Here is a 19,999-nt window from a genome sequence, read left to right as displayed (position 1 = left end):
ACAGCTCTGCTTCACGCGACCCCCGTACCTGGCAGAATTAGCCAAATCTCTTGCGATAACCGGTTGGAGGTCGGGTGCGACAGCAGAGCGGGGACGCCTCCCTCCTGCGCAGGCTCAACTCGGCGGCGATCCTGCGCGTCCTGCGGGAGAGCGGCGTCGCCACGCTGTCGGAGCTGGCGCGGGCGGCCCGGGTGTCCAGGCCGACGGCCGAGGTGATCGTCGAGGGCCTGCTCGCCGAGGGGTGGGCCGAGGAGTGCGGCGAGGAGGAGGGCGACCGCCGGCGCGGGCGGCCGGCCCGGCGCTTCCGCTTCCGTGCCGCGGCCGGGCACGTGGCGGGGGTGGGCGTGGGCGCGTCGTGGCTGCGGGCCATGGTGACGGACCTCGACGGCACGGTGGTGGCCGAGCGCCGGGTGCCGCACCATCCGTCGATGACTGCCGGCGACCGGCTCGACGCCGTCGCGGAGCTGGTCGGCGCCGTGGCGGCCGAGGCCGGGCTGGCCGTGCCGGACCTGACCGCCGTGGGTGTCGGCACCACGGGCATGGTCGACGGCTCGGGCCGGGTCGTCAAGAGCGTCGTGCTGGCCGGATGGACGGGGCTCGACCTGCGGGGCGAGCTGTCGCGCCGGATCCCGGCGCCGGTGCTGGTGGACAACGACATGCGCCTGGCCGTGCTGGCCGAGCACTGGCGCGGCCGGGCGCGCGGCCGCAGCGACGTGGTCTACCTGTTCGCCGGCAGCAGGCTCGGCCTGGGGCTGCTCATCGACGGCCGGCCGCACCGGGGCGCGCACGCGGCCGCGGGCGAGATCGGGCGGCAGCCCGGCGACCACTGGCGGGCCTACCGGCACATGACGGAGTACGCGATCGCGGTGGAGCCCGGCGAGATGCGCTCGCAGCGCGAGGCCGCGCGGTTCGCGATCGAGCGCGCCCGCGCCGGCGACGAGCAGGCCGCGCGGGCCGTGCGGGCCTTCGCCCGCCACCTCGGCGAGGGCCTGATCACGGTCGTCAACCCGCTCGACCCCGAGATGGTGGTGATCGGCGGCAGCCTGTCGAAGGCCGGTGACCTGCTCATCGAGCCCATCAGGGAGCTGTTCGCGGAGGTGTGCCTCCACCCGCCGGTGGTCGTCGCCTCGGCCCTGGGCGGCGAGTGCGTCGCGCTCGGTGCGGTCAGGTGGGCGCTCGACCACGCCGACCGGCACCTCTTTACGCAACCGTCCTGACGGAAACTGTCACTTAAGCGGCCCTATTGCTCAAGTTTGCTTAGCAGGACATGATTTAAGTCGACGCCTTGAGTTAATCGAGCGGAAGGAACGCCCGTGGAAGACCTGCGCCTCGGAGTGATCGGCCTCGGCCTGCGCACCAGCCTCGCCCGGGCCGCGCACCGGCCCGGCAGGGGCGCGGTCGTGGCCGCGCTGTGCGACTCCGACCCGGCGGTGCTCAAGCGGCAGGCGGGCACGTTCGAGGCGGACTTCCTCACGCAGGACTACCGCGAGCTGCTCGACCGCCCCGACCTCGACGCCCTCGTGGTCAACACGCCCGACGACACGCACGAACGCCTGGCCGTCGACTGCCTGCGCGCCGGCAAGGCCGTCTACCTGGAGAAGCCGATGGCCATCACGGTCGAGGGCTGCGACACCATCCTGCGCGCCGCCCGCGAGAGCGGCACCCGGCTGTACGTGGGGCACAACATGCGGCACATGGGCGTGGTGCGGCTGATGCGCGACATCATCGCCAAGGGCGTCATCGGCGAGCCGAAGACCGTGTGGGTGCGCCACTTCGTCTCGTACGGCGGCGACTACTACTTCAAGGACTGGCACGCCGACCGCACCCGCACCACCGGCCTGCTCCTGCAGAAGGCGGCGCACGACCTCGACGTCATCCACTGGCTCGCCGGGGGCTACACGACCAGGGTGAACGCCCTCGGCGACCTCATGCTCTACGGCGACCTGCCGCGCCGCGCGCCCGGCACCCCGCGGCCCGACGGCTGGCTGCAGCAGTACGAGTGGCCGCCCACCGCGCGCAAGGACCTGCACCACGTCGTGGACGTCGAGGACGTGTCGGTGATGAACATGCGCCTGGACAACGGCGTCATCGCGGCCTACCAGCAGTGCCACTTCTCGCCCGACTACGTGCGCAACTACACGGTGATCGGCACCGAGGGCCGCCTGGAGAACTTCGGCGACGGGCCGGGGGACACCGTCAAGGTCTGGAACACCGGGCCCACCGGCTACCGGGACGACTGCGACATCGCGTACAAGGTGCCGGAGGCGACGGGCTCGCACGGGGGCGCCGACATGGAGATCGTCTCGGAGTTCCTGAGGTTCGTCAGGGACGGCGGGGTGACGGACACCTCGCCGGTGGCGGCCCGGATGAGCGTGGCGGCCGGGTACATGGCGACGATGTCGCTGCGCGACGGCGGCACGCCGTACGACGTGCCGCCGCTGGACGCGGACCTGGCCGCGTACTTCGACCGCGGCCAGGTGCGGGACCAGACGGAACCGGGCGGCGCGCCCGGACAGTAGACATATGTGGATATGTCATTACGTGCTCGAATACGTGGCGGGGACCAGGCGGCCTTCGGGGAGCTCTTCGACGAGTGCTCGAAGGCCGTCTACAACCACGCCTTCCGCCTGACCGGCAACTGGTCGACCGCCGAGGACGTGATGGCGCTGACGTTCCTGGAGGCGTGGCGCCTGCGCGGGAAGATCGATCACGAGGGCGGCTCGCTGCGGCCCTGGCTGCTCGGCATCGCGACGAACGTGCACCGCAACCTGCGCAGGACCGCCCGCCGGCATGACGACGCGCTGGCCAGGATGCCCAGGGGCGACGTGGTGCCGGACTTCGCCGACGAGGTCGTGGGCCGCATCGACGACGCGGAGCGGCTGGCCGCCGTCCGCACCGCGTACGACGGCCTGCGCCGCCAGGAGCAGGACGTGTTCGCGCTGTGCGTGTGGGCGGGTCTCGACTACGCCCAGGCGGCGCACGCGCTCGGCATCCCCGTGGGCACGGTCAGGTCCCGGCTCTCGCGGGCTCGCAAGAAACTCGCCGGCGCGGGGGAACCACCGCCCGCGCCGAGACAGTCATCAGGTGACCGAGGCCCCGACAAGGAGGAGATCCGATGAACTGGCCGGCCGAACGTGATCTTCCCGAGGGCCGTCGCCGACTGCTCAAGGAGTTCGTGATGACCGAGATCGACCGCACCCCGCGCAGGCGCCGCCTGCCCCGCCTCGCCGTCCTGGCCCCCGCCCTGGGCCTGGCGGCCGCCGCCGCGGTGGCCGTGCCGCTGCTGCTGGGCGGCTCACCGGCCTATGCGGTGGCCAAGCTGCCCGACGGGCTGATCCACATCGACATCCACGAGGCCAAGGATCCCGACAAGCTGGAGGCGGACCTGCGGGAGATGGGGGCGAACGTGGTGGTGGACTACATCCCCATGGGCAAGAAGTGCAGCCCGCAGCCTCGCAGCAGCCACTTCCTCAGCTCGGAGGAGGCCCCGCTGAGCGTGTTCCCCACGCCTGAGGAGGCCGGGCCCGGCTTCGTCATCGATCCCCGGGTGATCGGGCCGGACCAGACCGGGGTGCTGGAGTTCAGCGTCTCGGAGACCGCCAAGGGCGGGATCGTCGCGGGCATCTGGGCCAGGGTGGGCGAGGGGCCGATCGCCGACTGCACCCTGGTGGACACGACCGAAGCGCCACTGTCGCACTGACCCCCGCCGGTGCCGGCCCTGAGCGGCCGGCACCGGCGCCGGGCTCAGCGCTCGGCCTCCGACGGCTTCTTGTCGAGGTCGAGGTCGGGGAACGGGGAGGGCTCGTCGACCCGCTGCGTGATCTGCCGGGGGCCATTGGGGCTCTCCGCCTCCTGGGCGTCGGCGACGGCCTCGGCCGCGGCCTCCGCCGCCTTGGCCGCCTCCTCCTCGGCGGCCGAGCTCTCCGGCACCTCCTCGCGGGTGGCCGCCGAGCGCGGCAGCGCCTCCGTGAACGCCTTCGAGACGCCCTGCAGCGCCGAGGTGACCTCGCTGGGGATCACCCAGAACGTGTTGCCGTCGCCCTGCGCGAGCTGCGGCAGCACCTGGAGGTACTGGTAGGCCAGCAGCTTCGGGTCGGGGTCGTTGCGGTGCACGGCCTGGAAGACCTGGTCGATCGCGCGCGACTGGCCCTCGGCCTCCAGGATCGCGGCCGTGCGCTGGCCCTCGGCCCGCAGGATGCGGCTCTGCTTGTCACCCTCGGCCGTGAGGATCTGCGACTGCCGCTGGCCCTCGGCGTTGAGGATCGCGGCCCGCTTGTCGCGCTCGGCCCGCATCTGCTTCTCCATCGCGTCCTTGATGGTCTTGGGCGGGTCGATGGCCTTGATCTCGACGCGGTTGACGCGCAGCCCCCACTTGCCGGTGGCCTCGTCGAGGACGCCGCGCAGCTGGCTGTTGATGGTGTCGCGGGAGGTGAGGGTCTTCTCCAGGTCCATGGAGCCGACGACGTTGCGCAGCGTGGTGACGGTGAGCTGCTCGACGCCGGTGATGTAGTTGGCGATCTCGTACGCCGCCGCCCGCGGGTCGGTCACCTGGAAGTAGAGGACGGTGTCGATCTCGACGACGAGGTTGTCCTCGGTGATGACGGGCTGCGGCCGGAAGGAGACGACCTGTTCACGCAGGTCGATCATGGGATAGACGCGGTCGACGTACGGGATGACGAAGTTGAGGCCCGGCTTGAGAGTGCGGTGGTAGCGGCCGAGGCGCTCGACGTTGCGGGCTCGGGCCTGCGGGACGATCCGCACCGCTTTGAGCAGGGTCAGCACGGCGAAGAGTATGACGAACAGTCCGACCAGCAAGAGCGGATCCATGGTCACTCCCGGGGATATACGAGGGCTGTCGCTCCCTCGATCTCGATGATGTCGACGGTCGCCCCTGTGGGGATCACCAGCGTCTCGTCGTAGGCGCGCGCCGACCATTCCTCGCCCCCGATGCGCACGCGGCCGTCGCGGCCCGTCACTTCGGCCACGACGTACGCGGGTTTACCGACGAGCGCTTCCACGCCGAACCGCTGCAGCGGCGGCTGTCTGATATGACGCATCGCGATCGGCCTGAGCACGAGCAGGCCGGCCGCCGAGGACACGGCGAAGAAGATCAACTGCAGGGGGACGGGCAGCCCGATGGCCGCGGTGGCGGCGGTCAGCAGGGCCGCGACGCCGAGCAGGCCGAGTGAGGCCGTGAGCGTGAAGATTTCGGCCACGCCGAGGACGACTGCGAGGATTATCCAGATGATCCATTCATCCATGTCCTGGCCCTCCTGATAGGACAACGGGCCTGCGCCGGCGTGCGGTTCCTCCCTCTCTACCGTAATCCCGATATCAGCGCTGCGGCACCCTCTCACCTGGGGTGCCGGCGTCACGCAACGCGCTTCCCTGCCGCCATTTCTCCCACGAGAGCTGCCAGAAACCCCATCCGTTGTTCCATTCCAATATCCGGTCGGTGCCGGTGATCGTGACCGGGTCGCCGCGCAGGGAGGTGGCGTAGAACCAGGCCGCCTGGTCGGGCCGGGCGTTGACGCAGCCGTGACTGACGTTGGACCGGCCCTGGGCCCACACGTTGTCCTTGGCGTGCACGTATTCGCCGCTGTTGGAAATGCGCACCGCGTGGTCGATCATCATGTCGTAAAAACCGGGATCGCCTTTTTCGCGGCCGGGGGAGATCATCCGGACCGGATTTCCCTTGTCCATGGTCAGGTGGATGCCGCTGGTCGTGGTGTATTCGGTGGTGGTGGCCATGCCGGCGCTGATGGCCATGCGCTGGGCGACCTTCCCGTCGCGCAGGACGACCATCTGGTGGGTCCGGGTGTCGATGGTGCTGGTCTGCCTGCGGCCGACGGCGAAGGAGAAGGTGGAGTCGGTGGCGCCGTACAGGCCGTCGCCGGCGCGCACGCCGGCCAGGTGCGCGGTGACCGTGACCCGCTGCCGCGGCTGCCACAGCCGCCGGGTGCGGTAGACCACCTGCGTGTCGCTGGTCCACCGCCAGGCGCCCTCGACCGGGGTCTGCGCCCGCACCTCCAGCGTGCGCTCGACGGCCGCCTTGTCCTCGATGGGGGCGTCGAAGTCGATGACGATCGGCATGCCGACGCCGACCGTCTCTCCCGGCAGCGGCGCGGTGGCGGCCACCTGGAACGTCTTCGCGGCGCTCCTGGTGCGGATGCGGCCCATCGCGACCGTGGCGGGCGCGCCCTCGCGGATGGCGGTGGCGGTCACGGTGTACTCGGCGGCGGGCTGGAGGGTCCAGTCGGTACGCCACGTCGTGCGGGTGTCGTCGAGCCGGCCCGGCACCGGCTCGCCGCCCTCGTAGACCAGCACCTGGCTCAGCGTGCCGCCCTGCGCCTTGATCACCAGGCCGTGATCGGTGCGGGCGCGCTTGGCGTCGAACGGCGGCCACACCTGCACGACCGGCGGCGCCGCGGGCGTCTCGACCGCGCCCGAGCCGCAGCCGCCGACCAGGAGCAGGCACCCGCAGACCAGGAGAAAGGCGACACAAAACGTCGCGGCATGCCGCATGTGACTCCTGCTTTCCGAGGGAAGGGAAGCTCCAAGGGTAGCGGTGAGTCACGGCGCAAGCACGCTGAGTCAGCTATCCGACAGTTCCGGAAACCTCCCCCAACGTCAGCCCCGCCGCACTGGCCCGGATCGTCACTGTGTCGCCGTCCTGGAGGAACGTGCGGGTCTCGCCGCCCGGCAGCTTGATCGGCTCGGTGCCGTTCCAGGTCAGCTCGATGAGCGAGCCGCGCTCCCCCTGCTCGGGCCCGGAGATCGTGCCGCTGGCGAACAGGTCGCCGGTGCGCAGCGAGGCCCCGTTCACGGTCAGGTGCGCGAGCATCTGGTCGGGCGTCCAGTACATCGCCGAGTACGGCGGCCGCGACACGACCTCGCCGTTGAGCACGATCTCCAGCTCGATGTCCAGCCCCCAGTCGGCCTGCCGGCGCAGGTACGCCGCCGGCTCCGGATCCTGCGCCCGGCCGGGGATCCTGGGCAGCGCCTCCAGCGGCGTCACCCAGGGGGAGATCGACGTGGCGAACGACTTGGCCAGGAACGGCCCCAGCGGCACGTACTCCCACGACTGGATGTCGCGCGCGCTCCAGTCGTTGACCAGCGTCACCCCGAACACGTGGTCCTCGAACGCGCCGGCGGGCGAGCCCATCGAGGTCGGCACGCCCACCACGAACCCCAGCTCCGCCTCGATGTCGAGCTTCTGGCACGGCCCGAACACCCCGGGCCCGAGCTGCCCCTGCGGCCGCCTGATCGGCGTGCCGGACACCACGACCGTGCCCGACCTGCCGTGGTAGCCGACGGGCAGGTGCCGCCAGTTCGGCTGCAACGGCTCCGAGCCCGGCCGGAAGATCTTGCCGATGTTGCTGGCGTGGTCGAGCGAGCAGTAGAAGTCGACGTAGTCGGCCACCTCGAACGGCAGGTGCAGCCGCACCTGGTCGAGCGGGATCAGGTGCCGGTCGGTGACGAACCTGTCGCTGGTCAGCTTGGTCTGGATCAGCGCCCTGGTGTCGTGCCAGGCCGCGCGGCCCCTGGCCATGAACGGGTTCAGCGAGGGGGTGGCGAAGACCTCGTCGTGCAGGGCGGAGGCCAGGTCGAGCACCTTGTCGCCGTACCTGACGCCCACCCTGGGCCGCTGCCCCGGGCAGGAGAAGACCCCGTACGGCAGGTTGTCCACACCCCAGCTCATGAGATCAGCCCCAGCGTGCGCAGGTCCTCCAGGGGAGCGCTGGTGTTGCACGAGCCGTAGCTCACCAGCAGTTGCCGGGCACGCTCCGCCGTGTCCTGCTGGACGGCGTGCGCCAGCCTGACCAGGTGGCCCACGTCGGTCGTGCGCAGCACCGGCGCCGGGTCGCGGCCCTCCACGGCCTCGCAGACGGCCAGCAACAGGTTCAGGAAGCCGTGCCGGTCGACGCCGAGCGAGGGGTCGAAGTGGCGGACGGCGTGGTGCAGCCCGGCCGTGGCCTTGAACGGGATGCCGCTCTCCGCGCACGACCTGATGAACTGCCCCAGGTGCTCCACCGGCGGGAACTCCTCGGCGGTGGTGCCGCCGCAGCGCACCTTCAGTCCGACGCCGTCGGGCACGTCCATGGCCGTCTTGCGGGCCGGCACCTCGGCGAACAGCCGCACGCCGTCGCGCAGCCCCAGCGTGTCCGCCAGCTCGGCGACGGAGGTGTCGGGCGGCAGGCGCGTCTCGACGTAGTCGACCGGCAGGTCGCCCCAGTCGGGCAGCTCGCTGGTGTCGGCGATCAGGCCGATCCGGCGCGGCCGGTAGTCCCGCGCGCGCAGCCGGTCGAGGCGGCTGGCCGGGCAGAGGAAGCGGTGGGTCAGGACGTCGCTGCCCCGCTCCAGGTCGCGCTCGTTGCGGGCGAGCGCCTCGTCCATGTGCAGGGACGTCGGCGGGAACAGGCCGGCGTCGTCGATGAGTGCGGTGTAGAGGTTCATCGTGCCCAGGTCCAGGCGTATCCGGGGTCCTCGCAGGACAGCGCGCCCTGGCCGAGGTCGAGCGGGCGGAACGTGTCCACCATGACGGCCACCTCACTGGTCGTCGTGACGCCGCGCGAGACCGCGTCGATGACCGCCTCCACCGCGCCGGGCTGCGGCCCGTGCGTGAAGCCGGCCGGGTGCAGCGAGATGGAGCCGACGTCGATGCCGGAGCCGGCGCGGGCCGAGTAGTCGCCGCCGACGTAGAACATGAACTCGTCGGAGTCCACGTTGTGGTGGTTGTACGGGATCGGCACGGCCTCGGGGTGGTAGTCGAGCGGCCGCGGGCAGAACGAGCACACCACGAACCCCGGCCCCTCGAACGTCTGGTGCACCGGCGGCGGCGCGTGCGTCTTCTTCACGATCGGCTCGAAGTCCTCGATGTTGAACGCGAACGGGTAGAGGTAGCCGTCCCAGCCCACCACGTCGAAGGGGTGGTTGCGGTAGACGAGCCTGGTCAGCCCGCCGCGCGTGCGCACCAGCACCGGCACCTCCTCGCCCTCGACGACGAGCGGCTCGGACGGGGCGCGCAGGTCGCGCTCGCAGTAGGGCGCGTGCTCCAGGAACTGGCCGTACTGCGACAGGTAGCGCTTGGGCGGCCTGATGTGCCCGGACGCCTCGATGGCCAGCACGTTCGCGGTGCCCTGGGGGACCCAGCGGTGGATGGTGCCGGTCGGGATCACGACGTAGTCGCCCTCGCCGGCCTCGATCACGCCGTACGTGGACTCGAAGCGGACCCGGCCGCGCTGGACGTACACGCACTCGTCGCCCATCGAGTTGCGGTAGAGCTCGCTGGGCCGGTCGCTGGTCGCGTACGACAATCGGACGTCGCCGTTGCCGGCCAGCAGGATGCGGCCGGAGACCAGGTCGCCGGCGCTGGAGAGGTCCTGGGTGCGGAAGTGGCGCGGTGAGAGCGGCAGGTTGGGCTCCAGGCGGGTGCCTGTGGCCGGGGTGACGGCCTCGGCCTTGACGATCGCGGTCGGCAGGTAGCGGTGGTAGAGCAGCGAGGAGTCGGACGAGAAGCCCTCCTCGCCCATCAGCTCCTCCGCGTACAGACCGCCGTCCGGCCGCCTGAACTGGGTGTGCCGCTTGCGCGGCACCTCTCCCACGACCCGGTAGTACGGCATCCGGCCCTCCCCTGCCTGTCCGACTATCGGACGGAAGTGTCCTCTATCTGTGACTACCGTCTGCTATGCGTGCGCGGATGTCAACCCGGCTCAGGACAGCGCGGCGGCCAGCTCGGCCGCCGCCGCCACCACCCGCGGCCCCGTGGACTCCGCCAGCGGCCCGAACGTCACCACCCCCACCGACGCCTCCAGCCACGGCAGCCCGGTCACGGGCGCGGCGACGCCACGTGCCCCCTCCTGCAACTGCCCCTCAGTCACGAAGTAGTCGTGCCGCCCCTCCCGCAGGGCGAGGATCGCCTGCCCCGCCGCGCCCCTGGCCAGCGGATGGCGCGAGCCCTCGCGGTAGGCCACGTGCATGTCCGTCCAGGACGGCTCCACCACCGCGACGGCCAGCCCGTCGTCGCCCTCGGCCACGGTCAGGTGCGCCGTCGCCCCCACCTGCTCGGCCAGCCGCCGCAGCGTCGGCACCGCCGCCGCCCGCAGCAGCGGCTGCACCGCCTGGGCCAGCGCCAGCACCCCGAACCCGAGGTGCACCCGCCCCTCGGCGTCCCTGCGCACGAACCCCTCGCTCAGCAGCGTCGTCAGCAGCCGGTACACCACGGGACGGCTCAGCGACAGCTCGGCGCTCAGCTCCGTCGGCGTGCGCCCGCCCTTGCCGTCGGCGAGCAGTCTGAGCAGGCGGAGCCCGCGCTCCAGGGTCTGAGCTGATTCAGCGGCCATGCGACCGAATGTAGTGACGCCGCACGGTGATGGGGGTACGTATCGGCGTAGAGGAGCCGGGGGGTAATCATGCGGCAAAGGTGGGTTCTCCTGCTTGCCGGGATGGCGATGTGCGCCCTTTCGCCTGCCATGCCCTCGCTCACCACCACCCCCATGATGCAGGTGGCCCGCGAGACCCCTGCCGACCAGAGCCTCGTGGAGGACACGTTCTACCTCACGGTGGGCATCGAGGTGAGCCAGTGGTTGCTGCCCACCGTCAAGGGCGTCACCTTCCGCCCGTCCTACCTGGCGGTCGGCGTCAGGGTCGATCCGAGCGGCCACCTGTACGGCACGCCGCAGCGCTCCGGCACGTTCGTGGCCACCGTGCAGGTCTGCTCCGGGCGGTCCTGCCACGAGCAGGACGTCACGCTCGTGGTGCTGGCCAACGTGCCGTGGGAGCCGCGCGAGCTGACCTTCCCCGGCCGGGCCGGCACGACTCTGAACGGCGAGATCGGCATCAACGGCGGCCCCGCCGGCGTCGTGCCCACCTTCACCGTGACCGACCATGACAAGGTGCCCGAGGGCGTGAGCATCGGCCCCGACGGGCACGTGGGCGGCGTTCCGGCCGCGCCCGGCATCTCCGAGGTGCCGGTCCGCATCTGCGTGGCGGGCAACTGCGCGGGCGTCGTGGTCCGGCTGATCATCGTCTGACCCTTGTCGGGGAAGCCGGTTTGCGGTCACGGTGGTCGTATGAAATCGGTCATTGTGGTCGGAGCGGGTATTTGGGGGTCGTCACTGGCGTTGCGGCTGGCCGAAACCGGCTGGCGGGTGACGCTGGTCGAGCAGCACAAGCCGGGGCACGTCCGGCAGGCCAGCGCGGGCGAGACGCGGCTGCTGCGCTGCGCGCACGGGGCCGACGACTGGTACGCCCGCCGCGCCTGGGAGGCCAGGGACGGCTGGCGGCGGCTCGGCGAGCGGGCGGGGGAGCGGCTCTACCTGGAGTCGGGCGTGCTGTGGTTCGCCAGGAGGCCGGACGGGTGGGAGCACGCCAGCGCCCAAGTACTGAAAAATCTGGACATCCCGTGTGAGGTGCTGGATCCGGCCGACGGCGCCCGGTTCTTCCCCGACTTCCGCGGCGACGACCTCAGCTTCGTGCTGCGCGAGCCGAACGCCGGCGTGATCAGGGCCAGGCGGGCCACCCAGGTCACCGCCGGCCTGGCCGAGGACGCCGGGGCCCGGGTGGTCAGGGCGCGGGCGCTGCCCGTACCCGAGCAAGCCGCCGTCGAGATCGACGGCGAGATCCACCGCGCCGACCGGGTCGTGTGGGCGTGCGGCGCCTGGCTGCCGCAGCTCTTCGACGGGCTGCCGATCACCGTGACGAAGCAGGACACCCTGCACTTCGCCGTGCCGCCCGCCTGGTCCGTCCCCGAGACGCCGGCCTGGCTCGACTACGACGTCTCCGCCTACGGGCACGGCGACGTGGACGGGGTGGGCATGAAGTCCACCTCCGACGCCGAGGGACGGCCGTACGAGCCCGAGCACGACAGCCGCGCCGTCGACGCCGACAGCGTCGAGCGGGCCGCGAGCTACCTCGGGCACCGCTTCCCCGCGCTGGCCGGGGCGCCGGTGCTGTTCAGCCAGGTCTGCCAGTACGCGCTCACGCCCGACGCCGAATGGCTGCTCGCCGAGAGGTCGCCCGGAGCGTGGCTGCTGGGCGGGGACTCCGGGCACGGGTTCAAGCACGCGCCGGCGCTGGCCGCGTACGTGGCGGGCGTGCTCGACGGCACCCACGCGCCCGACCCGCGCTTCGGCCCGCACGAGCGGCTGCCCACCCGCGGCCTGCGGACCAGCGGCCACGTCGGGTAGGGCGTCCCCTACCTGACCTGCGGACAGGCGACCGGTGGAGGTAGGGCGCGCCTTACCCCGACTCGGGGGACGGCGGGCATGATCCGGGCGGGCCGCGCGGCGGAGACTGAGGCATCACCACTTCTCAGGAGGCCCGCCATGAGCACCACCACCGTCGCCAAGCTCCAGACCCCTGCCGTCCCGCCCGTCGTGCACACCGCCGCCATGTTGTGGCTGGCGGCCGTCGCGTTCGGCGCGTTCGAGGCCGTGCTGATGATCGGCAAGCTGCTCTACGAGGGCACGCCGGTGCTCGACCTGCTGCCGCAGGCCGGGTTCCGGCTGGCCGTGTTCGCCGGGGCGGTGTTCCTGGCGCTGAAGCTGAAGGGCGGCGCCAACTGGGCCCGCTGGACGCTGGCCGGGACGCTCGGCGTGTTCGGCACGCTCTCGCTGGTCATGGAGCCGATCCAGTACCTGCTCGCGGGCGGTTCGATCACCGGCGCAATGGCCGGGGCGGACGCGATGACCTGGGCGTTCGCCGCCAGCCGGACCCTGCACGTGCTGGCCGTGCTGGGCGGCGTGGCGCTGATGTTCCAGCCCAGGGCCAACGCCTTCTTCAGGTCGGCGTGAGCGACGGCCCCGTGGCTACCTCAGGTCGGCGTGCGCGGCCGCCTGCGGCCGGGGTGCGCGCAGGCCGCGCACGCCGGGTGACAGCAGCGCGGCCAGCGTGGAGATCACGATGATGACCGCGCAGCCGAGCAGCGACTCCTCGGTGCCGAACCAGCCCGCCGCCGGCCCGGCCAGCAGCAGCCCGATCGGGCCGAACATCATCGAGCCGAGGATGTCGTACGAGCTGACCCGCGACAGCGACTCCGCCGGGATCTCGCGCTGCATCGTGGTCTGCCACAGCACGCCGAACACGTCGAAGCAGACCCCGAACACGAACGCGCCGGCCACGATCACCCACAGCGGCGCGTCCAGCCCGAGCAGCACGTACGGCAGCGCCGTCGGCAGGCACAGCAGCACCCCCAGCAGGATCGGCCGGCTCGGGCGCAGCCGCAGCGAGATCAGCACGCCGGCGATCGTCCCCACGGCCTCGCCGGCCAGGAACCCCGACCAGGCCAGCGGCCCGCCCAGGCTCTCCTTGGCCAGCAGCGGCCCGAGCACGCCGTGCGCGGCCTGGATGGCCATGACCAGCAGCGAGAACTGGGCGACCACCACCCAGATCCACTGCCGGGAGCTGAACTCCCGCCATCCGTCGCGCAGGTCGGCCAGCACGGAGCGGGCCTCGCCCCGCCGGCGGTCGCCCGGCTCCAGTCGCAGCAGCGCGACCAGCACGCCCGCCGCGGCGAACAACGCGCCGCTCATGACCAGCGCCCAGCCCCCGCCGAACAGCACGACCATGCCGCCGCCGAGCACCGCGCCCGCGACGCGGGAGGCGTTCGCGCCCAGGCCGAGCAGCGCGTTGCCGGTCTGCAGCCGGTCGAGGGGGACGACCTCGGGGATGATCCCGGTCAGCGCGGGGAACGTGACCGCCGTCGCCACCCCGGACAGCGCCGCCGCCGCGATCAGCGCGGGCAGCGGGGTCCAGCCGGTGAGCAGCATGGCGCCCAGGGCGAAGAACCCGGACGCCATCACGAACTCGCCGGCCATCATCACCCGGTGGCGCGGCAGCCGGTCCGCGATCACGCCGCCGACCAGCATGAACGCGATCATGGGCAGCGACTCGGCGGTGAGCACCGCCGACAGGGTGGAGGCGTCGGCGCCGGGCAGGTTGAGCACGCCGAACGCCAGCGCGACGGGGGCGAACGCGCTGCCCAGCACGGAGATCGTGCGCGCGGACAGCAGGAGCGCGAAGCGGCGGTCTCTCAGCAGGCCGAGATCGCCCAGATAGCCATGCATGACCTCGAACCCCCCAAGCTGCCCAAACCCTGTCATTCTGCCGCACGGAATGTGCTGTGTCGTCTGGTTATTTCTTGTCACCCGAGCAACAAGACCGGCTGCGGATTGTGCCGGTCCCGGGCAAGAATCACGTCCGCTTCCTCCCGTAATTTGCTAGGTCCTGCTCACGGTGAGGGGACCAGGCATGCGCGACATGTTGCTCGCACAGGTGGCCCGGTGGGCCCGGGAGCTCCCGAAAGAGCCCGCGTACACGTTCGTCGACCACCTCGGGGGCGGCGCCCGGCACACGGTCACCTGGGGGCGCGCCGACCTCAAGGCCAGAGCGCTGGCCGTCCGGCTGCGCGAGCTCGCCGGGCCCGGCGACCGGGTGGCGCTGCTCGTGCCGCAGGGGCTCGACTACGTGGTGGCGATGCTGGGCACCCTGTACGCCCGGCTCGTCGCGGTGCCGCTGTTCGCACCCGGGCTGCCCGGCCACGGCGAGCGGCTGGCCGGGGCCTACGCCGACGCCGACCCCGTGATCGTGCTGACCACGACCGCCGCCCTGCCCGGCGTCACCGACTTCCTCGCCACCGCCCAGGCCCCCAAGCACGTGCTCGCCGTGGACACCGTCTCCGACCTGCTGGCCGACGAGTGGGAGCCGGCGCCCTTCCACCCCGGCGACCTCGCCTACCTGCAATACACCTCCGGCTCCACCCGCACCCCCGCCGGCGTCGAGATCACCCACGGCAACCTCACCGCCAACGCCACCCAGCTCTGGGAGCTGTTCAGAGCCACCCCCAGGACGTCGGTCGCGGCCCTGTGGCTGCCGCTCTTCCACGACATGGGGCTCGTCGCCACCGTGGCGATGCCGATGATGGGCGGGAACCAGGCGGCGTTCATGGACCCGGTGGCGTTCGTGATGCGGCCGGTGCGCTGGCTGCGGCTGCTGTCGGAGTTCGGGGACGTGTTCACCGCCGGGCCCAACTTCGCCTACGAGTACACCGCCGCCCGCGTCACCCCCGAGGAGAAGGCCGGGCTGGACCTGTCCGGCGTCCGTGTCATGCTGAACGGCGCCGAGCCGGTGCGGCCCGGCGCGATCGAGGCGTTCGACGCCGCCTTCGCCGGGTGCGGGCTGCGGCCCGAGGCGCACACGCCCGCGTACGGGCTGGCCGAGGCCACCGTCTTCGTCACCGCGACGGGCCGGGACGAGCGGCCGGTCGTCACCACCTTCGACCGCGACGCGCTCCGCGATGGGCGCGCGGTCCCTGCCGCGACGGGCACGCGCCTGGTGTCCTGCGGGCAGCCCTACGGCCAGCGGGTCCGCGTCGTCGGCCCCTCCTCGCGGGCCCGGCCCGACGGCGAGGTGGGCGAGATCTGGGTGCAGGGGCCGAACGTGGCCCGCGCCTACTGGCGCGACCCGGCACGCAGTGCCGAGGTGTTCGGGGCCGTGCTGGAGGAGGCCGGGGGGACGTGGCTGCGCACCGGCGACCTGGGCGTGCTGCACGACGGGCGGCTCTACGTCACCGGGCGCATCAAGGACCTGATCATCGTGGACGGCCGCAACCACTACCCGCAGGACATCGAGGCCACCGCCCAGGAGGCCCACCCGGCGATCCGCCGCGACCGCGTCGCCGCCTTCGCCGTGCCCGGCGACGCCGTGACCCCAGGCCCGGGAGAGGTGGTGGGGCCTGTTCCCGGAGAGGCGGGGGAGCGGGTGGTCGTGGTGGCCGAGCGGTCGCGGGGCGGGGAAGGGGCCGATGCGGGGGAGGTCGCGCGGTCCGTACGGGCGGCCGTCCGGAAATATCACGACCTGTCCGTGCACGACTTCGTGCTGACCACCGCCGGCACCCTGCCGAGAACGTCCAGCGGCAAGATCGCCCGCCAGGCGTGCCTGCGGGCGTACCTGGAGGGCCTGTTTGTTTGAGTCGGCGGGCCGCCTGGTCTACCGGAGCCGCTGGACGCTCCTGGCACTGACCCTCGCGGCGGCCGTCCTCGTCGCGCCGCTCGGCATGGAGCTGTTCGGCCGGATGGCCGACGGCGGCTTCGAGGACCCGCGCGCCGACTCCACCACCGCCGCCCGCTGGACCGACGACTGGTACGGCGGCCACGCCCCCGACGTCGTCGTCCTCTACCGGCACCCCACCGTCAAGGTGCGCGACGCCCGCTACAAGGCCGCCGTGCACGACTCGCTGCGCGCCCTCCCGGCCAGGTACGTGCGGGCGATGGCCACGTACTGGACGACCGGATCCAAGAACATGGTCTCCCGGGACGGCCACGCCACGTACGCCGTCGTCACCCTCAAAGGCGACGAGCAGCGCGCCTACGCCGCCATCGCCGACCGGCTCAGGAACGTCGAGAACCTCTACGTGTCCGTCGGCGGCTCCGTGCCGCTGCTGACCGAGCTCAACGACCAGACCGCCGCCGACCTCGCCCGCGCCGAGGCCATCTCCATGCCGGTGCTGCTGGTGCTGCTCGTCGTGGTGTTCGGCAGCCTCGTGGCGGCCGGGCTGCCGCTCGTCGTGGGGCTGCTCGCCGTGCTCGGCGCGCTCGTGCTGCTGCGGCTGCTCACCTCCGTCACCGAAGTGTCCGTCTTCTCGCTGAACGTCGTGACCATGCTCGGGCTCGGCCTGGCCATCGACTACTCGCTGTTCGTGCTCAAGGCGTTCAGGGAGGAGATCGCCCGCGGAGCCACCAACGAGCAGGCCGTCGTGCGGACCATGACCACCGCCGGCCGCACCGTCGCCTTCTCCGGGCTGACCGTCGCCACGGCACTGCTGGGGCTGCTGCTGTTCCCGCAGATGTTCCTGCGCTCGATCGGGCTCGGCGCCGCCGCCGTGGTGCTCGTCGCCGTCGCGGCCGCGCTCATCGTGCTGCCCGCCGTGCTCGGCGTGCTCGGGCCGCGCGTCAACGCGCTGCGCCTCACCCCCGACTTCGGGCCGCGCCGCGCCGGCGGGCTGTGGCACGCCGTCGCCTCCAGCGTCATGCGGCGGCCCCTCCTCTACCTGGTCGCGGTGACCGTCGCGCTGGTGGCGCTGGCCGTGCCGTTCCTGCACGTCAAGTTCGGGAACGTGGACCACCGCGTGCTGCCCGCCACCTCCGAGAGCCGCCGCGTCGCCGAAACCCTCGACCGGGACTTCACCCGCAACGCCATGGCCGCGATCGACGTCCACGTCCTGGTCGAACGCACCTTCACCGACCCGCCGCCGCTCCCCGGGCCGCTCGGCCAGGGACACACCCCGATCAGCGCCGTCACCCCGATCAGCCCCCTGGACGTCCGGCCGCTCGTCCGGCGGCTGGAGCGGTTGCCCGGCGTCACCGGCGTCGAGGTGGCCGGGCTGTCCCAGCCGAACGGGGCCGTCCGGCTCGCCGTCCGCTACGCCTCCGACCCCATGTCCGACGCCGCCCGAGCCCTCGTCCGCGCCATCCGCGCTCTCCCGCCCGAGCCGGACGTGCGGCGCGTCGTCGTCGGCGGCCCCACCGCCGCCCAACTCGACCTCCAGGACAGCCTCGCCGCCACCCTGCCGTGGATGGCGCTGGTCGTGTGCTCGGTCACGGCGGTCCTGCTGTTCGCCGCGTTCGGGTCGCTCGTGCTGCCCCTCAAGGCCCTGCTGATGAACGTGCTGTCCATCGGAGCCTCGTTCGGCGTCATCGTCTGGGCCTTCCAGGACGGCCACCTCGCCTCCGCCCTGCGCTTCACCTCCACCGGCGCCATCGAGGCCACCGTCACCGTGCTCATCCTGGCCGTCGTGTTCGGGCTGTCCATGGACTACGAGCTGTTCCTGCTGTCGCGGGTGCGGGCCGAGTGGCTGCGCACCGGCGACAACACCGCCGCCGTGGCCGCCGGGCTGCAACAGACGGGCGGCGTCATCACCAGCGCCGCTCTGCTCCTGCTCGTCGTCATCGGCGCCTTCTCCACCGCCGGGATCGCCATCGTGAAGCTGCTCGGGGTGGGGATGTTCGTGGCGATCGTGGTCGACGCGACGCTGGTGCGGGCCTTGCTGGTGCCTGCTTCGATGCGGTTGATGGGCGGGGCCAACTGGTGGCTGCCCCGGTCCTGGCGCCGTTTCCACCAACGCATCGACCTCCACACCCCCGCCCCCGCCGCCGGGGTTTCGGTCCCCGAGGTCGCGTCCGCGTCACGTCCCGCCGCAGTGACGCCGCCTGGCACGGGAGGGCCACGTGCCATCGCGCCGCCGCCCGCAAGCGCCGCGCCCGGGAGCGCCGCGGCCTCGGGTGCCCTGCCTGAGGAGGTGCCGTTCGTCGTGACCGTCAAGGGGCGGCCGGCCGTCTTCGGGGCGGACACCGATCCCGTGCCGATCGCCGTCCCGCCCCCTGAAGTCGCGCGACCCGCACTGCGGGCGCACCCGTACGATCCCGCACGGCGTACCGAGCCAGAGGGCAAGGCGGAGGCCGGGGAGGGGCGGCGGGCCGGGTGGGTGCGGGTCGTGGAGCGGCGCGCGCGGGAGGTGCGGCCGTTGCCCGGCGGCGGGTGGACGTGGGTGGAGGTGGACGAATGAGCAGCCTCGCCGTGGGCCGGGCGGGGCGGCGAACCACCCGGGTGTGGCCGCTGTTCCTCGTCACGGGGCTGGCCGGTTTCCTGACCACGCTGGACAACACGGTCGTCACCGTCGCCGTCCCCAGCATCCAGCGTGACCTCGGCGCGAGCCTGGCCGCGCTGGAGTGGGTGGCGACCGGGTACATCCTGACGTTCGCGGGCCTCATGCTCGCCGGCGGCCGGCTGGCCGACGTGCACGGGCACCGGCGGGTGCTGGTGGCCGGGCTGGCGGTGTTCACGGTGGCCTCGCTCGGCGCGGGGCTGGCGGGGTCCGTCGAGGTGCTGGTGGCGGCGCGGCTGGCGCAGGGGGCGGGGGCGGCGTTGATCCTGCCCGCGACGCTCGCCGTCCTGGCCGGGCGGGAGGAGCGGCAGCGGTCGACGGGAGTGGCCGTGTGGATGGCGTCGGGGGCGGCGGCGCTGGCGCTCGGGCCGGTGGCGGGCGGTTACGTCAGCCAGCACGCGCACTGGAGCTGGGTGTTCCTGGCCAACGTGCCCCTGGGAGCGGTGATCATCGTGCTGGCCGCCGTGGCCGTACCGGCCGGTGAGGGTGGCGCGGGCGGCGGGCGGGAGCTGGATGGGGGCGGGGTGGTGGCGTCGGTGGTGTTTCTGGGCGCCGGGACCTTCGCGCTCATCCATGGTGGCGCCCACGGGTGGGCGTCGGTGCCGGCCGTGGTGGCGCTCATCGTGTGCGCGGGTGGCGGGGCGGCGTTCGTGGTGGCCGAGCGGCGGGCTCGGGAGCCGATGGTGGAGCTGGGGCTGTTCAGGGTGCGCAGCTTCGCGGGCGGGGTGGCGGCTCAGGTGCTCTGGGGGCTCGGGGTCAACGGGGTGTTCTTCTACACCGCGATCTTCCTGCAAGGGGTGCTCGGGTTCACGCCGACCGACTCCGGGGTGGCGTTCGTGCCGCTGGCGTTGCTGGTGGTGGTCGTCACGCCGGTCGTGCCGCTGGTGGGGCGGTGGCTGGGCGCCGGGCGGACGGTGGCGGCCGGGCTCGTGCTGGTGGCCGGGGGGATGGCGCTCGCCGCGACGCTGGAGGCCGGGGACGGGTGGGGGCGGTTGCTGCCTGCCGTGTGCGCGATCGGGGTGGGGTCGGCGCTGACCATGCCGCTCGGGTCGGCGGTGCTGGGTGCCGTACCGGAGCCGAGGGCCGGGGTCGCGGGCGGGATCTTCTCCGTGAGTCGTGAAATTTCGGGACTCTTCGGGATCGCTGCCGTCGGCGTGATCGTGCACGCCTCCGGAAACTTCGCCACCGGCTACGCGGCCGGGCTCCTGGTGGCGGCCGGTCTGGTGCTGGCCGGGGCGCTGATCAGCCTGGTGGCGCTGCCATGAGGGTGACGGTGCTGCCATGAGGACGGTGGTCCCATGAGGACGGTGGTGCCGGCGTGAGAGCGGTGGTGCCGAC

At 72.4% G+C, this 19,999-nt stretch carries 18 protein-coding genes; 10 read left to right on the top strand and 8 right to left on the bottom strand.

The genetic code is table 11. From position 1 onward, the window contains the following. Positions 1-74 precede the first annotated feature (74 nt). The 4 genes from HCN51_RS30640 to HCN51_RS30625 all read left to right on the top strand — a co-directional run bounded on the left by HCN51_RS30640 (position 75) and on the right by HCN51_RS30625 (position 3,700). Positions 75-1,217, top strand: coding sequence for an ROK family protein (locus HCN51_RS30640; RefSeq protein WP_168014077.1), 1,143 nt, complete (start codon positions 75-77; stop codon positions 1,215-1,217). Between the two features lie 96 nt (positions 1,218-1,313). Next, entirely contained in the window at positions 1,314-2,519 is a 1,206-nt protein-coding gene (locus HCN51_RS30635) for a Gfo/Idh/MocA family oxidoreductase (protein WP_168014075.1), read from the top strand. A 12-nt stretch (positions 2,520-2,531) separates the two neighbouring features. After that, on the top strand, positions 2,532-3,119 hold the full coding sequence (locus tag HCN51_RS30630) for an RNA polymerase sigma factor (protein WP_168014073.1): 588 nt from the start codon (positions 2,532-2,534) through the stop codon (positions 3,117-3,119). Then, complete coding sequence (locus HCN51_RS30625) at positions 3,116-3,700, top strand: hypothetical protein (protein WP_168014071.1); 585 nt, start codon at positions 3,116-3,118, stop codon at positions 3,698-3,700. The genes HCN51_RS30630 and HCN51_RS30625 overlap by 4 nt, the downstream gene beginning before the upstream one ends. 44 nt (positions 3,701-3,744) lie before the next feature. Here the strand turns inward: HCN51_RS30625 and HCN51_RS30620 are convergent, their stop codons facing one another. From HCN51_RS30620 to HCN51_RS30590, 7 genes are all read right to left on the bottom strand, one after another. After that, positions 3,745-4,827, bottom strand: coding sequence for an SPFH domain-containing protein (locus HCN51_RS30620; RefSeq protein ID WP_168014069.1), 1,083 nt, complete (start codon positions 4,825-4,827; stop codon positions 3,745-3,747). Positions 4,828-4,829: 2 nt separating this feature from the next. Then, on the bottom strand, positions 4,830-5,261 hold the full coding sequence (locus tag HCN51_RS30615; RefSeq protein ID WP_080047447.1) for an NfeD family protein: 432 nt from the start codon (positions 5,259-5,261) through the stop codon (positions 4,830-4,832). A gap of 73 nt (positions 5,262-5,334) precedes the next feature. Then, a complete protein-coding gene (locus tag HCN51_RS30610; protein WP_168014067.1) occupies positions 5,335-6,525 on the bottom strand; it encodes a L,D-transpeptidase in 1,191 nt (396 codons plus the stop codon). Positions 6,526-6,598: 73 nt separating this feature from the next. Beyond that, positions 6,599-7,702 (bottom strand): fumarylacetoacetase, encoded by a 1,104-nt coding sequence (gene fahA / locus HCN51_RS30605; protein WP_168014065.1) that lies wholly within the window; start codon positions 7,700-7,702, stop codon positions 6,599-6,601. Beyond that, complete coding sequence (locus tag HCN51_RS30600; RefSeq protein WP_168014063.1) at positions 7,699-8,457, bottom strand: hypothetical protein; 759 nt, start codon at positions 8,455-8,457, stop codon at positions 7,699-7,701. The genes fahA and HCN51_RS30600 overlap by 4 nt, the downstream gene beginning before the upstream one ends. Then, the gene (locus tag HCN51_RS30595; protein WP_168014061.1) at positions 8,454-9,623 is read right to left on the bottom strand and encodes a homogentisate 1,2-dioxygenase; all 1,170 of its coding nucleotides are present in this window, start codon (positions 9,621-9,623) and stop codon (positions 8,454-8,456) included. The genes HCN51_RS30600 and HCN51_RS30595 overlap by 4 nt, the downstream gene beginning before the upstream one ends. 90 nt (positions 9,624-9,713) lie before the next feature. Beyond that, complete coding sequence (locus HCN51_RS30590; RefSeq protein ID WP_168014059.1) at positions 9,714-10,343, bottom strand: IclR family transcriptional regulator; 630 nt, start codon at positions 10,341-10,343, stop codon at positions 9,714-9,716. Positions 10,344-10,472: 129 nt separating this feature from the next. Between HCN51_RS30590 and HCN51_RS30585 the strand changes: the two genes are divergently transcribed. From HCN51_RS30585 to HCN51_RS30575, 3 genes are all read left to right on the top strand, one after another. Then, on the top strand, positions 10,473-11,033 hold the full coding sequence (locus tag HCN51_RS30585) for a hypothetical protein (protein WP_168014057.1): 561 nt from the start codon (positions 10,473-10,475) through the stop codon (positions 11,031-11,033). Between the two features lie 39 nt (positions 11,034-11,072). Beyond that, positions 11,073-12,188 (top strand): NAD(P)/FAD-dependent oxidoreductase, encoded by a 1,116-nt coding sequence (locus HCN51_RS30580; RefSeq protein WP_168014055.1) that lies wholly within the window; start codon positions 11,073-11,075, stop codon positions 12,186-12,188. Between the two features lie 138 nt (positions 12,189-12,326). Next, positions 12,327-12,794, top strand: coding sequence for a hypothetical protein (locus HCN51_RS30575; protein WP_168014053.1), 468 nt, complete (start codon positions 12,327-12,329; stop codon positions 12,792-12,794). A 15-nt stretch (positions 12,795-12,809) separates the two neighbouring features. Here HCN51_RS30575 and HCN51_RS30570 read toward each other — a convergent pair whose 3' ends face one another. Continuing rightward, on the bottom strand, positions 12,810-14,066 hold the full coding sequence (locus tag HCN51_RS30570) for an MFS transporter (RefSeq protein ID WP_168014051.1): 1,257 nt from the start codon (positions 14,064-14,066) through the stop codon (positions 12,810-12,812). Positions 14,067-14,250: 184 nt separating this feature from the next. Between HCN51_RS30570 and HCN51_RS30565 the strand changes: the two genes are divergently transcribed. The 3 genes from HCN51_RS30565 to HCN51_RS30555 are packed head-to-tail and all read left to right on the top strand — an operon-like array spanning position 14,251 to position 19,926. Continuing rightward, positions 14,251-15,969 (top strand): fatty acyl-AMP ligase, encoded by a 1,719-nt coding sequence (locus HCN51_RS30565; RefSeq protein ID WP_168014049.1) that lies wholly within the window; start codon positions 14,251-14,253, stop codon positions 15,967-15,969. After that, a complete protein-coding gene (locus HCN51_RS30560) occupies positions 15,962-18,562 on the top strand; it encodes an MMPL family transporter (protein ID WP_168014047.1) in 2,601 nt (866 codons plus the stop codon). Before HCN51_RS30565 ends, HCN51_RS30560 begins: the two co-directional genes overlap by 8 nt. Further along, the gene (locus HCN51_RS30555) at positions 18,559-19,926 is read left to right on the top strand and encodes an MFS transporter (protein ID WP_168014045.1); all 1,368 of its coding nucleotides are present in this window, start codon (positions 18,559-18,561) and stop codon (positions 19,924-19,926) included. Before HCN51_RS30560 ends, HCN51_RS30555 begins: the two co-directional genes overlap by 4 nt. The last annotated feature ends 73 nt before the right edge of the window (positions 19,927-19,999 follow it).

The sequence above is a fragment of the Nonomuraea composti genome, assembly GCF_012034275.1.
Lineage (GTDB): Bacteria > Actinomycetota > Actinomycetes > Streptosporangiales > Streptosporangiaceae > Nonomuraea > Nonomuraea composti.
Note: the sequence above shows the minus strand (reverse complement) of the source record. Positions and strands in the feature narration are given on the sequence as shown.

Excerpts from the sequence above, each read along its gene's own strand:
- HCN51_RS30630 (WP_168014073.1), top strand. The coding sequence starts at position 2,532 with ATGTCATTACGTGCTCGAATACGTGGCGGGGACCAGGCGGCCTTCGGG.
- HCN51_RS30625 (WP_168014071.1), top strand. The coding sequence starts at position 3,116 with ATGAACTGGCCGGCCGAACGTGATCTTCCCGAGGGCCGTCGCCGACTG.
- HCN51_RS30620 (WP_168014069.1), bottom strand. The coding sequence starts at position 4,827 with ATGGATCCGCTCTTGCTGGTCGGACTGTTCGTCATACTCTTCGCCGTG.
- HCN51_RS30615 (WP_080047447.1), bottom strand. The coding sequence starts at position 5,261 with ATGGATGAATGGATCATCTGGATAATCCTCGCAGTCGTCCTCGGCGTG.
- HCN51_RS30610 (WP_168014067.1), bottom strand. The coding sequence starts at position 6,525 with ATGCGGCATGCCGCGACGTTTTGTGTCGCCTTTCTCCTGGTCTGCGGG.
- fahA (WP_168014065.1), bottom strand. The coding sequence starts at position 7,702 with ATGAGCTGGGGTGTGGACAACCTGCCGTACGGGGTCTTCTCCTGCCCG.
- HCN51_RS30600 (WP_168014063.1), bottom strand. The coding sequence starts at position 8,457 with ATGAACCTCTACACCGCACTCATCGACGACGCCGGCCTGTTCCCGCCG.
- HCN51_RS30595 (WP_168014061.1), bottom strand. The coding sequence starts at position 9,623 with ATGCCGTACTACCGGGTCGTGGGAGAGGTGCCGCGCAAGCGGCACACC.
- HCN51_RS30590 (WP_168014059.1), bottom strand. The coding sequence starts at position 10,343 with ATGGCCGCTGAATCAGCTCAGACCCTGGAGCGCGGGCTCCGCCTGCTC.
- HCN51_RS30585 (WP_168014057.1), top strand. The coding sequence starts at position 10,473 with ATGCCCTCGCTCACCACCACCCCCATGATGCAGGTGGCCCGCGAGACC.
- HCN51_RS30580 (WP_168014055.1), top strand. The coding sequence starts at position 11,073 with ATGAAATCGGTCATTGTGGTCGGAGCGGGTATTTGGGGGTCGTCACTG.
- HCN51_RS30575 (WP_168014053.1), top strand. The coding sequence starts at position 12,327 with ATGAGCACCACCACCGTCGCCAAGCTCCAGACCCCTGCCGTCCCGCCC.
- HCN51_RS30570 (WP_168014051.1), bottom strand. The coding sequence starts at position 14,066 with ATGCATGGCTATCTGGGCGATCTCGGCCTGCTGAGAGACCGCCGCTTC.
- HCN51_RS30565 (WP_168014049.1), top strand. The coding sequence starts at position 14,251 with ATGCGCGACATGTTGCTCGCACAGGTGGCCCGGTGGGCCCGGGAGCTC.
- HCN51_RS30555 (WP_168014045.1), top strand. The coding sequence starts at position 18,559 with ATGAGCAGCCTCGCCGTGGGCCGGGCGGGGCGGCGAACCACCCGGGTG.